The 13,823-nt window shown below is 55.5% G+C and carries 11 protein-coding genes; 7 read left to right on the plus strand and 4 right to left on the minus strand.

The genetic code is table 11. The features are described from left to right. Positions 1-70: 70 nt before the first annotated feature. The 4 genes from MIH19_RS13465 to MIH19_RS13480 form a co-directional block, all read right to left on the minus strand. Positions 71-1,378: a TolC family protein gene (locus MIH19_RS13465; protein WP_249005361.1), complete on the minus strand. Its 1,308-nt coding sequence runs from the start codon at positions 1,376-1,378 to the stop codon at positions 71-73. Between the two features lie 10 nt (positions 1,379-1,388). Beyond that, positions 1,389-2,798, minus strand: coding sequence for an HlyD family type I secretion periplasmic adaptor subunit (locus tag MIH19_RS13470; RefSeq protein ID WP_249005362.1), 1,410 nt, complete (start codon positions 2,796-2,798; stop codon positions 1,389-1,391). Then, complete coding sequence (locus tag MIH19_RS13475) at positions 2,798-4,540, minus strand: type I secretion system permease/ATPase (RefSeq protein WP_249005363.1); 1,743 nt, start codon at positions 4,538-4,540, stop codon at positions 2,798-2,800. The genes MIH19_RS13470 and MIH19_RS13475 overlap by 1 nt, the downstream gene beginning before the upstream one ends. A gap of 200 nt (positions 4,541-4,740) precedes the next feature. After that, positions 4,741-6,735: a nucleoside-diphosphate sugar epimerase/dehydratase gene (locus tag MIH19_RS13480; protein WP_249005364.1), complete on the minus strand. Its 1,995-nt coding sequence runs from the start codon at positions 6,733-6,735 to the stop codon at positions 4,741-4,743. A gap of 217 nt (positions 6,736-6,952) precedes the next feature. Between MIH19_RS13480 and MIH19_RS13485 the strand changes: the two genes are divergently transcribed. From MIH19_RS13485 to MIH19_RS13515, 7 genes are all read left to right on the plus strand, one after another. After that, positions 6,953-7,312 carry a hypothetical protein gene (locus MIH19_RS13485; protein ID WP_249005365.1) on the plus strand — a complete coding sequence of 120 codons (360 nt, stop codon included), beginning with the start codon at positions 6,953-6,955 and terminating at the stop codon, positions 7,310-7,312. Positions 7,313-7,339: 27 nt separating this feature from the next. Continuing rightward, positions 7,340-8,254: a sulfate adenylyltransferase subunit CysD gene (gene cysD / locus MIH19_RS13490; protein WP_249005366.1), complete on the plus strand. Its 915-nt coding sequence runs from the start codon at positions 7,340-7,342 to the stop codon at positions 8,252-8,254. Continuing rightward, a complete protein-coding gene (cysN, locus tag MIH19_RS13495; protein WP_249005367.1) occupies positions 8,254-9,666 on the plus strand; it encodes a sulfate adenylyltransferase subunit CysN in 1,413 nt (470 codons plus the stop codon). Before cysD ends, cysN begins: the two co-directional genes overlap by 1 nt. Before the next feature lie 14 nt (positions 9,667-9,680). After that, positions 9,681-10,286 carry an adenylyl-sulfate kinase gene (gene cysC / locus MIH19_RS13500; protein ID WP_249005368.1) on the plus strand — a complete coding sequence of 202 codons (606 nt, stop codon included), beginning with the start codon at positions 9,681-9,683 and terminating at the stop codon, positions 10,284-10,286. 4 nt (positions 10,287-10,290) lie between these two features. Continuing rightward, the gene (locus MIH19_RS13505; RefSeq protein WP_249005369.1) at positions 10,291-12,063 is read left to right on the plus strand and encodes an SLC13 family permease; all 1,773 of its coding nucleotides are present in this window, start codon (positions 10,291-10,293) and stop codon (positions 12,061-12,063) included. Between the two features lie 134 nt (positions 12,064-12,197). Continuing rightward, on the plus strand, positions 12,198-12,476 hold the full coding sequence (locus MIH19_RS13510) for an XRE family transcriptional regulator (RefSeq protein WP_249005370.1): 279 nt from the start codon (positions 12,198-12,200) through the stop codon (positions 12,474-12,476). Continuing rightward, complete coding sequence (locus tag MIH19_RS13515) at positions 12,473-13,768, plus strand: type II toxin-antitoxin system HipA family toxin (RefSeq protein ID WP_249005371.1); 1,296 nt, start codon at positions 12,473-12,475, stop codon at positions 13,766-13,768. Before MIH19_RS13510 ends, MIH19_RS13515 begins: the two co-directional genes overlap by 4 nt. Positions 13,769-13,823 lie beyond the last annotated feature (55 nt).

The following is a 13,823-nucleotide window of genomic DNA, read 5'->3' on the forward strand; positions in this document are numbered from 1 at the left end:
ATTAATGACCAGATAGCTAAACGCCGTGGAGTTTGCCACAGCATAGGGCCTTTTTGGTTCGTGGGCCCGCTTAGCGCGCCCAGGGCTGCAAGCGTTGCGGATTCAGCTCGTCGGCCAGTGAAAGCAGCTGCAAGCGGTTACTGAGGTTGTCGTATATGGCGTTAATTAACTCTTGTTCAATGGCGGAGCGGCGCTTGCGTACGTCAAGCAGACCGACCAGGTTGCGTACGCCGGCCAGAAAGCCTTCGTTGGCGGCTTCTTCAGAAGCACTGGCCGATTCCAGTGCCTGCTCTAGCGCACGAATGTTGTTATAGCCGCCGCCCAGCTCGGCGGTTAGCCGCTGAACTTCGACCGCAACCTGTTCTCGCTCGCTGGCCAACAGCCACTCTGCGCCTTCTTCCCGGTAGCGGGCCGCGCGTGATCGGGCGCTGGTGCTGCCACCCTTGTATATGGGTATGGATAGGCGAAGCTCTACTTTGCGCTCTTCCAGTACTGAGGTGGCAAAGCTGTCGTTGTCGGTATAACGGGCATTCAGGGACAACTCAGGGTAATGCCCTGACGTTGCCACTTCATAGCTGGCGCTGGCAAGGCGGCTTTCTGCCTCGGCTATTTTTACGCTGGGCGCATTGGCCAGCACGATGGCCTGCCAGTTGGTAGCCAAAAACTCCGGCGTTTTGCGCCACAGCGATTCTTTTACGTTTGCCACCTCGGTTACCGGTTTGCCCACCAGTTGCTGCAACTTTTGCAGCGCAGCCCAATGCCGGCTTTTAAGCTTAACAAGCTGGGCGCGAACTTCGTCTACCCGGGACACAGCCTCCAGTGCTTCGGCTTTGGTGGCAAAACCGCGTTCCAGCTTCTGTTCAACCTGGTTTGCCTGCTGTTGGTGGCTTGCCAGTTCGTTGTCTAACACCGCCACCAGCTTTTGCAAACGGTTGACTTCGAGGTAGCTTAGCAAGCTTTCCACGCCAACCTGCGCGCGGGTGGCGTCAAGCCGTGCCTGCTCTTTGTCCACCGAGCGCTCGGCTTCGTCTATGCCTTTAAAGGCACGACGGGAATATAGAACCTGGCTAACGCCGACATCCAAGCGGCTGGGGCTGTCTTGACCTTCTTCCAGATTTCCCCGGCCAAGGTCGCGATTGTACCAAGTGCGGCCGTAGCCGGCGGTAAAGTCTACTTGCGGCTTTACAGCGGCCCAGGCTTCGTCTACCCGTGCGTCTTCACCGCTGACGTAGCTGGCTTCGCCACGCAAACGCAGGTTATTTTCAAGGGTGCTTTCCCATGCCTGCTGAATCGTCAGGGGCGGCGCGGCCATAAGCGGCGCGGCAACCATGGACAGAAGCACAGCAACCAAGCTGGCGCTGAGTGTGTGGGTTGGCATTTTGGCTTCCTCAGCTTTCGCGGAATGCGCGTTCAGACATCCGAATGAATGGGTCCAGCAAGTATTCCAGTACGGTGCGGTTACCGGTACTGATCAGTACTTCAGCGGGCATACCGGGCAGCAGGAACATGTCCTGTTTGGCCATAGTGGCTATGCCTTTTTCGGTAATGTTCAACCGCACTTCGTAATAGCTTTCGCGGGTTTGCTCATTTTCGTAGGTGTCTGCCGATACGTTAATCACCTCCGCTTCTATCACGTGGGCGGCCTGGAAGTTGAACGCGGAAAGCCGAATGCTGGACAGCTGGCCCGGCCTAATACGGTCAATTTCTGTGGGCTGCACTTTTGCCACGATCGCCAGCTTCTGATTGCTGGGCACAATTTGCATCAGGGTGTCGCCGGGGCGAATAACGCCGCCCTCGGTATGCACTTCGGTGCCCACCACGGTGCCGCTCACCGGGCTGCTGATCACCAACCGGCGCAGGGTGTCTTCAAGGCTGGTTTTACGGGCCTGCAGATCAGCGCGTTTTTGCTGTACTTCGCGCAGGCGGGTGCTGACCTTTTCCATGAACTCTTCGCGGGTAATCAACAGCTCTGAGCGGGTATTGGCGATTTCTGCGCGCAGACGGCCAACTTCGGTTTCTGTGGCGTCGCGCTCACCTTGCAGGCGCAGCAATTCGCGGGTCATTTCGTTGATGCGCAAGCGGTCAGCCAGCTGCCTGTCGTAGAGTTCCTGCCACTGTTTCACTTCTTCCTGGTAAGACGAAGCGCGACCCGCCAAAGATTCACCCATCGCTTTCTGCCCTTTAACCTGCTGGGCCAAAGAGGCGGCTTTTTGCTCTAGAATCTGCTCGCGGCCGCGAACGCTTTCTACGCGGGAGTTGAACAGCGACGTTTGACCATCAATAATCGCCGCAACGCCGGGCTGGTCTTTTCTTGACCGCAGAGCAGGAGGAAATTCGACCACATTTTTCTGTGCTCTTTCGGCCAGCAAGCGGGCTTCTTCGCCAAGAATTTCATCCAGCTGCGATTGAATAATGTCCAGTTCGGCAACCGCTCGAATATCTGACAGTGTGATCAGCGTGTCGCCCTGCTCTACCTGATCGCCGTCGTCTACAAAGATGGTGTCGACAACGCCGCCTTCCAGGTGCTGTATGTTGCGGTTCTGGGTACTTACAATCACCTCGCCAAGGGCCACGGCAGCGCCGTCTACGTGGGCAAAAGTGGCCCAGCCGCCAAAGCCGACAAAGGTCAGCAGTACAATCAGGACTCCGAAGCGCGAACGCCGGCTGTGGCTGGTTTCAACCTGAGGCTTGGACTGTGCTTCTGGCACGTCCTTTTCGTATTCTGCTTCCAGCCATTCGGCTTCTTGCGCTGTTTTCTTTGTGGCGCCGTCTTTTCCGACATCTTGCTGTTCGCTCATTACTTTACGCCTCTCAATGCTTGCTGTTTGTTTTTACCAACGTTAAGAGTGCCGTCTTGCAGGGCGCGCATTACGTCGTCACGAGCACCGAAACCAATCGCTTGCCCGTCAGACAGAACCAGCATTTTGTTCACCAGGCGCAGAATGGGCTTGCGGTGGGAAATAAGAATGACGGTGGCTTTCTTTTCACGCAGTGACTCTAGCGCCGCGACCAAAGCTTGCTCGCCCTGGTCATCCAGATTGGAGTTGGGCTCGTCTAACACCACCAGGCGCGGGTCGCCGTATACGGCGCGGGCCAACCCGACACGCTGGCGCTGGCCGCCAGAAAGGGCACCACCGTTTGACGCGATGTGGGTGTCGTAACCATTGGGCAAGCGCAGTATCAATTCATGCACGCCGGCCATTTTTGCGGCGTCTACCACAGCCTGCGGATTCACCGGGCCAAAACGACAAATATTTTCGCTAATAGTGCCTTCAAACAATTCGATGTCTTGCGGCAGGTAGCCAATGTGCGGCCCCAACTGGGCTTTGTCCCATTGATGAATGTCGGCGCCATCCAGGCGCGCGGTGCCGTTGTTCAGCGGCCAAACACCCAGAACAGCCCGTGCCAGCGTGGACTTGCCAGCAGCGCTTGGGCCCACAATCGCCAACATATCTCCGGCGTCTAACGCAAAACCGACGCCACGCAAAGCGGGTACGTTGGCACCTGGCGGCACTACCACCAGTGCTTCTACGCTCAGGTGGCCTTCCGGGGCCGGCAATGGCATGCCGGGTTCGCCGGTGGGGTATTGTTCGAACAACTGGTTCAAACGCTGGTAGGCCTGGCGCGCCGATGCGAAACCTTTCCAGGAACCAATCATCAAGTCCAACGGCGCCAGAGCACGGCCCAGCAGAATGGAACCGGCAATCAGCATACCGGGGGTAATTTCCTGTTTGATGGCCAGGTATCCACCTAACCCCAATATGAGCGACTGAAACAGCATTCTGAGGGTTTTTGACACGTTGCTGAGTACGGCGTTGCGGTCGCTGGCGTCTGACTGGTCTTTCAGGAACCCTAAATGACGTTCAAGCCATTTCTGCCGCAAGCTGCCCTCCATGCCCATGGCTTCAACCACTTCGGCGTTACGCAGGCACGAGTCTGCATACCGCGTTGACTGAATGCTTTTGCTGCTGGCGGAGCTCAGTGGTGCTTTTGTGAGTTTTTCGTTCAGCCAAGCCAGGGCCACCAGAATAACCGCGGCAATAATGGCAAAAATACCAAACCAGAGGTGGAAGCCAAACAGCACCGCAATGAAGATGGGCAACCAGGGGCCGTCGAAAAAGGCGAACAGGCCTTGGCCGGTGAGGAACTGCCGTAGCGCGGTCATGTCCTGAATAGGCTGTGAACTTTGTTTGCCCGGCTGGCTGACCGACTGTTTGAACATAGAGCCAAACAGCTTGGTGTTCATAGCCATGTCTAACCCGTTACCCAGCCGCACCAGTATGGCCGAGCGTGCCACCTGCATCAGCGCCAATGCAATAAACAGAAAGACCACAATTAAGGTCAGCATCCACAGGGTATCCATACTACGACTGCCCAAGGCGCGGTCGTATATCTGCAGCATGTAAAGAGCGGGCACCAGCATCAAAAGGTTAATGAAAAAGCTGAGAAAACCCGCTGAGTAAAAGCCGCCTTTACATTGTTTCAGCGCTTCCTGGAGGGGAGTTGGCTGCTTTGGCTGATTGGTTTTCGCTTTGAACATTCGGAAAGAAACTCCAGAAGCTGGAAAGAAAGATGACGCTAGTCAGGATGTTAAAGATTTTCAGGAATGGAGCCGCACACTGTGCTTCCTTAAAAAAACGGTTTGATGCCCGCCACGGCGGCGCATTATCGGTTATTGGCGCACGTGAGTCTACCCCGCAGGCTATGCGCCAATGGCGCTCTACGGTGCAAGACCTGCATTCAGACTGGAAATTTATAGACGTTTGGGGACGGAGTACGCTTGCTGTTTCGGGAAACCGCCAAGCCAGGGCCGCGCTGACCGACGTTATCGGAAATACGGCTCCAGAGCGCATCTTTAACTGGCCCGTCGGGGCTGTATCCGGTTGGCGCCTTACCAAGAATATCGACCACTTTCTGGCAATCAAAACTCTGACTGGCGCTGGCCAGGGCGTTCAGCAACACTTCTAGCCGGGGCCAGCTAAGCGATTCTTCCCGCGCCATGAGTATGCGCGGGTGCAGCGTGGGCTGCGGGCTGTTACCAATCAGCAACTCTTCGTACAGTTTTTCGCCAGGGCGCAGTCCGACGTAAACAACGGGCACGTCGCCCACCGGGTTTTCGGCGGTTTTCTGACTAAGCCCCATCAGGTGAATCATTTTTCTCGCCAGGTCGGCAATTTTAACCGGCTCGCCCATGTTCAGTACAAACACTTCACCACCGTTGCTCATCGCTGCGGCTTGCAGGACCAGTTGGCTGGCTTCAGGAATCGTCATGAAATAACGGGTAATGTCCGGGTGGGTAACGGTAACCGGGCCGCCCGCACGAATTTGCTCGCGAAATAATGGCACAACAGAGCCTGAGGAGCCGAGCACGTTGCCAAAACGCACCATTGAAAACATGGTGTTCTGCTGGCGTTCAGCCAGGGCCTGCAAAACCAGTTCGGCCATGCGCTTGCTGGCGCCCATCACGTTGGTTGGGCGCACGGCTTTGTCTGTGGAAATCAGCACGAACTGCTCTACACCGGCAGATATGGCCGCTTCAGCGCAGTGCCAGGTACCCATTACATTGTTTTGAACGCCTTCAATGGTGTTGTGTTCTACCAACGGTACGTGTTTATAGGCGGCAGCGTGGTAAACCACCTGAACGCCAAAACTGCGCATGATATTTTCACAACGGCGGCGGTGTATTACGCTGCCCAACAAGGCGTGCACGGCTACGTTGGTGGATTGGGATTCGTTAATGGCCAGCAGTTCTCGCTCGATTGAATAGAGCGCGTATTCAGACTGTTCCATCAGTACCACGCAGGCTGGCCGGTTGCGGATAATTTGGCGGCACAGCTCGGAGCCGATAGAACCGCCGGCACCGGTTACCATGATGACCTTTCCGGTGATACTGGTGGCGGTTAAGGCGGGGTCGTGCAGAACCGGATCGCGGCCCAGAAGGTCTTCAATGTCTAAATCCCGAACTTCGTTGATACGCGCTTGCTTGGCTAACAGTGCCGACATAGAGGGCACTGTTTGCACCGGCACACGCAGTTCTTCCAGCACCATCATCAGCTGTTTACGGGAAATTTTGCCGCCGTCTTCCAGGGCCAGAAATACCCGTTGTACGCCCTGCTCTTTTACGACTTTCCCAACTTGGGCTACGGAATACACCTGAAAGCCCGCTATAAAGGAGGTGTGGCGGCCGCAATCCAGCGCTACAAAACCCATGGGGCGGTATTCGGTACCTTGCATTAACGCGTAATGCAGCTGTAAAGCCCGGCGCCCTATACCCACAATAAGCACACGGCCTTTGAGCTTTTCACGTGGGCGATTAATAATTGAGCGAAACAGGAAACGGGTACCGGCCACCAGTAAAAACAGCAGGGCGCAGTAAATAACAGGCACCGAGCGCGGTATGCCTGCCTGTAACATGAAGCCGGATAGAACCAGCGCAACCGATGAGCACACCACACCTATCATGATAACCATCAGGGCTTTTTCACTGATATAGCGGATGACGGCCCGGTATAAGCCCAAGCGGATAAAGATGATGATGGTGATGATTGCGGTCAGGGAAAAAACGAGAATGGCGGTTGTTGAGGGAACCCAAAACCAATTTTCAAGGCGCAGGGCAAAGGAGCCCCAGAGTGCCAAAATAATAAAACAGACATCTGCCGCAACGGACACCAGGCGCTTGTGTGGCCTGGGTAATTCAAAAAGCCAGTTTATAAGCCGCGCAGCCACAGATTTCATTCGCTTTTACCCTAGTGCCGGCCCCTTACCGGCAACCGTAATCACAATGTATATAAAAACACAGAGCAACGGGCAAGTTACTGATGGTTAAGGCAACAGAAATGAGGCGTTATAATAGCGTAGCGGCCTATTTAATTCTATTAGCACTTCCTCTAATTCTACAACCATTTACCGGGTTGCCCCAAGTGAGTGGTCATTTAATGGCCTCGCGATCGCCATGCCGCACACACCCGCAAATCAGGGAAAACACCCACAGTCACGCCGTCAAAAACTTGGCTTGGACCACCCGCTGCGCCGGCTGGTCGGCTTAACTTGCCTCGCCAGTGGTGCTATTTTAGATGCGGCTTTCGCACGCTTCCAGGGCAAGGGAACCGATGAAAAAAACTTGCCAAGAAACTTGCTGGACAACCTGAACGCAGACGATATCTTGCTCGGTGACGCCTTTTACCCCACCTATTTTTTGCTCTGCGAACTACAGCGGCGCGATGTGGATGGCAAGTTGCTGGTGACGACACTCTTGAACCCTCGGCAGGCATCAAAGTCTGCCCCTGGAAAAGCTGTTCCTGTAGCCTTTTAGAATTTGATTCACTTTACGGATGCTGACATGACGCTAACTCCCCCTAAGAAAACCCATCTCAGGCAGCTTGAGGCGGAATCGATTTACATCATCCGCGAGGTGGCGGCTGAGTTTGATAACCCGGTGATGCTCTATTCCGTCGGCAAGGATTCTGCGGTGATGTTGCATTTGGCCCTGAAAGCCTTTGCGCCCGGCAAGCCGCCGTTTCCGCTGATGCATGTGGACACCACCTGGAAGTTTCGGGAGATGATTACCTTTCGGGACACGATGGTGGAAAAAGTGGGCATGAAGTTGCTGGTGCACACCAATCAGGAAGGCGTGGCCCAAGGCATTGGCCCGTTCACTCACGGCAGTACCAAGCACACCGATGTGATGAAAACCCAGGCTCTGAAGCAGGCACTGAACCAGTACGGCTTTGATGCCGCGTTTGGCGGTGCCCGCCGGGATGAAGAGAAGTCCCGCGCCAAGGAGCGGGTGTATTCCTTCCGCGACAAATTCCACCGCTGGGATCCGAAAAACCAGCGCCCGGAGTTGTGGAATCTGTACAACGGCAAGGTGAACAAGGGAGAGAGTATTCGGGTGTTTCCGTTGTCTAACTGGACGGAGTTGGATATCTGGCAATACATCTATCTGGAAAACATCGACATTGTGCCGCTGTATTACGCCGCGAAACGCCCGGTGGTGGAGCGCGACGGCACTCTGATTATGGTTGACGACGACCGCATGCCATTGGCGCCAGGCGAGACGCCAGAAATGAAGATGGTGCGGTTCCGCACGCTGGGTTGCTACCCGCTGACCGGCGCGGTGGAATCAACCGCGACCACGCTGCCGGAGATTATTCAGGAAATGCTGCTCACCAAGACTTCCGAGCGCCAGGGCCGAGTGATTGACCACGACGGCGCGGCCTCTATGGAACAGAAAAAACGTGAGGGGTATTTCTAATGTCACACGCAACGGTTTTGATTGAAAAAGACATCCTCGCGTACCTGGACCAGCACGAAAACAAAGACCTGCTGCGGTTTTTGACCTGCGGCAGTGTTGATGATGGCAAATCTACATTGATTGGCCGCTTACTGTTCGACTCCAAGCTGATTTTTGAAGATCACTTGGTGTCTTTGCACAAAGACAACGAGCGCCAGGGCAACGCCGGTGAATCGTTGGATCTGGCGTTGTTGGTGGACGGCCTGGCGTCTGAGCGAGAGCAAGGCATTACCATTGATGTGGCTTATCGATATTTCTCCACCGACAAGCGCAAGTTCATCATCGCTGACTGCCCGGGCCACGAGCAGTACACTCGCAATATGGCCACGGGTGCTTCGACCTGTGATCTGGCCGTAATGATGATTGATGCCCGCAAAGGGGTGCTCACGCAATCCCGCCGGCACAGCTTTATTGTCAGCCTGCTGGGCCTGAAGCACATTGTGGTGGCCATTAACAAGATGGATCTGGTGGATTTCTCTGAAGAGATATTCAACAATATCCGTGAGCAATACCAGCAGCTGGCAGCGCAGCTCGGGCTGGAAGACCTGTATTACGTGCCCATCTCTGCCCTGAACGGCGATAACGTGGTCAACCGCAGCGAAAGCACGCCTTGGTACCACGGCGAAACCTTGATGAGCATTCTGGAGCAGGTGGAACTGCGGGACGACCAGAACGTCACCGATTTGCGCTTCCCGGTGCAGTTTGTGAACCGCCCGAACCCCGACTTCCGCGGCTATTGCGGCACTCTTGCCAGCGGTGTCGTACACAAGGGCGATGAAGTGGCAGTGCTGCCTTCGGGTAAAACCACTCGGGTAAAGGGTATTCACAGTTACGAAGGCGAGATGGAGCGAGCCTGGCCAGGAGATGCGGTTACGCTGACCCTGGAAGACGAAGTAGATGTGTCCCGCGGCGATCTTCTGGTGCATGCCAACAACCAGCCGGCGATGGGTCATCGCTTTGCGGCCCATCTGGTGTGGATGAGTGAGCAAGCCCTTACGCCTGGCCGTGAGTACGGCATCAAGATTGGAACCCGGATGACGAACTGTTACGTCAACGAGGTTCTTGAAGAGATTGATGTGAATACGCTGGAGCGCAATCCAGACGCACAGGGCGGCCTTGGCCTGAATGCCATTGGCCTGTGCGATGTGGAGCTTTCCGAGCCGGTGGTTGTTGAGGATTACCAGCACCACCCGGGTACCGGCAGTTTTATTCTGATCGACAAGTTAACCAATGTGACGGTGGCGGCTGGCATGGTGGCGCGGGCGCTTGATGGCTCTGGTGGGGTGTCCGCGCGGGAATACACCAAAGCGGAGCGCAATCTGAACCGGTTTATTCGGGAAAACTATCCGGAATGGGGCTGTGAGCCAGTTTAATAAGGAGAAGGATTTTGGCTGATAATATTATCTGGCACGATCACAAAATCACTCGCGCTGAGCGTTCTATTAACAAAAACCAGAAACCCTGCCTGCTTTGGTTTACCGGCCTGAGCGGTTCCGGCAAATCGACGGTTGCCAACGCACTGGACGTCGCCTTGCACAAACGTGGCTACCACACGTTTGTGCTGGACGGCGACAACGTTCGCCACGGTTTGTGTAAGGATCTGGGGTTTTCGGACGATGACCGGGAAGAGAATATCCGCCGCGTGGGCGAGATTTGCAAACTGTTTGCTGACGCTGGTTTGATGGTCATGAGCGCCTTCATTTCGCCGTTCACCGGCGACCGACGTCTGGTACGGAAGTTGTTTCCGGCGGGCGAATTCATTGAAGTGTTCATAGATACGCCGCTGGCTACCTGTGAAGAGCGCGACCCGAAGGGGCTTTATCAAAAGGCTCGGTCTGGTCAGATTAAGCGCTTCACCGGCATCGATTCTCCCTATGAGGTTCCCTCCCGTCCGGAAGTTCGGCTCGACACGTCGAGCATGTCGGTAGAGGTGTGCGTTGAGACCCTCATTGCTTACCTGCTTGAGCGGGAACTGATTATTCGTAGGGATTAATTCCATGGAGTGGCAAGGCATAGTGACGTTGATAACACTGTTTTCGGTGTTATCAACGCTTTCTTTTACCCGCGTTTCCGCCGATCTGGTTCTAATGGCGGCGCTTGCGTTCCTGTTGATCACCGGCATTCTGGGCCCTGTTGATGCGTTGGCAGGCTTTGGTAATCCTGGTGTTATCACCATTGCTACGCTGTATGTAGTAGCCGCCGGGTTGAAGGAAACGGGGGCCGTGCAATGGATAGCGCAACGTTTGTTGGGCCATCCCAAAACTGAAAAGGGTGCCCAGCTGCGAATGATTGCGCCCACCAGCATTCTTAGCGGTTTTATGAACAACACCGCAGTGGTTGCCATGTTTATACCGGCCATTCAGGAATGGGCTCAACGGCTTGGTATTCCCGCTTCCAAGCTGTTGTTGCCCTTGAGTTACGCCGCCATTCTGGGTGGTACCTGCACCCTGATTGGCACCAGCACTAACCTGGTGGTGGACGGCATGCTCCAGGCTCGGATGAACATCAGCCTTGGGTTGTTTGAACTGGCTTGGGTTGGTATTCCTTTACTGCTGATTGGCGGGGCTTTTCTGGTTTTTTTTGCGTCCCGGCTGTTACCAGACCGCGGGGGTTTAAAAGAAGAGCTGGACCAGGTTCGTGAATACGGTGTGGAAGTAGAGGTGATGAGCCCCGGCCCGTTGATTGGTCGCACCATTGCGGAAGCGGGTTTACGTGCTTTGAGCTACGGCTACCTCACGGAAATTGACCGTGGCGGCCGCCTGATTACAGCTGTGGAGCCAGACCGAACCCTGCAATCGGGCGACAAACTCTATTTTGTGGGTGCACCGGAATGTGCCAGTGAATTACGCCGAATCCGGGGCCTCAAACCGGTTTACGGCAGTGTTCACAAACTGGATCTGGAAAATCATCAGCGTTGCCTTGTGGAAGTGGTGCTCGGGCAGGAGTTTCCCGCGCTGGGCAAAACCGTTCGCGACAGCCGCTTCCGCACCCGTTTCAATGCCGTGATCCTTTCGTTATCCCGTGGAGGTAAGCGGGTACCCGGTAAACTGGGGGATATTACCTTTAAAATGGGGGATACCCTGTTACTGGAAGCCAGCCACCAGTTTGTTGAGCAGTACCGTTTTCGGCGGGATTTTCTGCTGGTCAGCGCCCTGAACGACTCCACTCCGCCGGATTTTCGTAAGGCACCGCTGGCGATGGGTATTTTGCTGGCGATGGTGTTGGTAAGCGCAACCGGGATGCTTCAGATCATGGAAGCGGCGTTCCTGGCCGCCGGGGCGATGATTATGTTTGGTTGCATCACGGCGAGCAGGGCAAGGCGCAGTGTGGATTTGCCGGTTCTGGTGGTGATTGCTGCTTCGTTTGCCTTGGGCAACGCCATGACTGAAACCGGGGCTGCTGTGTGGGTAGCGGGTGGCTTGCTGGGTTTCGGCGAGTTGACGCCCTGGATTGCCTTGGCCTTGATTTACATTCTGACGGCGGTATTCACCGAGGTAATTACAAATAACGCCGCTGCTGTTTTGATGTTTCCCATCGCCCTGGCGCTTTCAGAACAACTGGGGGTGAATTTCCTGCCCTATGCGATAGCCGTCATGTTTGCGGCATCGGCGTCTTTTATCACGCCCCTTGGTTACCAGACCAATCTGATGGTCTATGGTCCAGGGCGCTATAAGTTTACTGACTATATTCGTATTGGTCTGCCGCTGAGTTTGCTGGTGGGGTCTGTGGCGATCGGGTTAATCCCGTTGGTTTGGTCGTTCCACGGATAGTTCTTCGAACGAAAGCGCGGAGGTGACGGTCGCAGAAAAGGATGAGGGGGCAGGGAAACTGTTAGAACCTAATTATGGATATTATTGTATCTATTTTGCTATTATTGTCCATGTAATGGATATGGAGGTGTCTAATGGTTAGTCTTGTATCAGGGCGAGATGTTCAGGCCGCATTGGCGGGCTACGTGCAGCAGCGCCGGAAGGCGCTGAAGTGGTCGCGGGCGGCGTTGGCTGAGCGCAGCACGGTGCCAGCGCCTACGATCAAGAAATTTGAAACCACGGGGCAGATCTCACTGCGGCAGTTTTTGTTGTTGTGGCAATGTGTAGACGATCTTCAGCGTGTTCAAAGCCTGACTCAGGGCCCTGAACAAAAGCCGCTTCCGCGCACCCTGGATGAGGTGCTTGCCCAGTGAACTTTACGCCTGTTCGCAAGCTGACAGTCTGGCGTACGTTCAGTGATGGGCAGCAAGCCCGGGTTGGTGGGCTGGCGCAGAACCGACAAGGTGTGTTTTTTCAGTATGATGCGGACTATCTGGCGCAATTCAGCCCGCTTTCGCCTTTTACCTTGAAGTGGAATGCGACTGTGCAGCAGGCACCACGAGAGCCCCATGGTGGCTTGCCCGGGGTATTTGCCGATTCCCTGCCTGATGGCTGGGGATTGTTGCTCATGAACCGGGTGTTTCGCCAACAGGGCGTTTTGCCGGCGCAGGTAACACAGATGGACCGGCTGGCGTTTGTGGGTTCCAGTGGCAGTGGCGCGCTGAGTTATACGCCGGTGGCGGATTTTGCGCCTGCGATAGATGATAAGCCGGTCAACATGGCTGAGTTGGGGCTCCACGCGCAATCCGTGTTTGATGGGAAAACCACCGATGTGTTGGCAGATCTGGTCACGGCAGGCAGCTCGGCAGGCGCCCGGCCAAAGGCTCAGCTGTATTTTTCAGCAGGAGATTATGGCGTTTGTCGGACCCGCGCAAAGGCAGGCGATGAAGCCTGGCTGGTGAAGTTTACCTCGGCCAACTTGCCCCTGAGGCACGAAGAAGGATTGTGTGAGGCGGTTTACTTGTCGCTGGCAGAGCGAGCGGGTTTGCAGCCTCCCCGTTGGCAGTTGCTTGCCGCCCCGGGTGAATCCGGTGCCAGGGCCTGGCTTGCGGTTGAGCGGTTTGACCGGGTATGGCGCGCCGATGATGTGCCGGGCTGCGTGCATTTGCACAGCGCCTGTGGCTTGCTGGATGCTGATTTCCGCGCGCCCAGTCTGGATTATGAGGATTTAATCAAAGCCAGCGGCCAGTTGTGTCGTGGCGCTAAGGCTGCACAGTTACAGTTCTTGCGGGCGGTGTTTAATCTGTTTGCCTTGAATCAGGATGATCACAGCAAAAACTGGGCTTTTCTGCAAAGTGATGATGGCGACTGGCAGCCCGCGCCGTTTTACGATGTAACCTTCAGCCCCGGCCGTTTTGGTGAGCACAGTACGGCTTATGGAGGTTTTAGTAAAAAACCGCCGTTGAAGGCGCTGCAGAAACTGGCCGCTGAAGCGGGTTATGCCAATTGGCCGCAGGCTCGCCGGGAAGTACAGCACGTGGTGGATGCTCTGGCCGGGTTTTCAGCGGTGGCAACAGAGCTTGGGGTGGGCGCCGAGACCACCCGGTTAATACAGCAGCAGCTCGACCAAACGTATCAGCAGAACAGTGGGATTCTGGGCGCTTGAGTTGTATAAGTTAGATCCCACGGGGCAGCCCCGGAAGCCAGACCCAAACGAACGC

Source organism: Marinobacter sp. M1C (genome assembly GCF_023314135.1).
In the GTDB taxonomy this organism is placed as follows: domain Bacteria; phylum Pseudomonadota; class Gammaproteobacteria; order Pseudomonadales; family Oleiphilaceae; genus Marinobacter.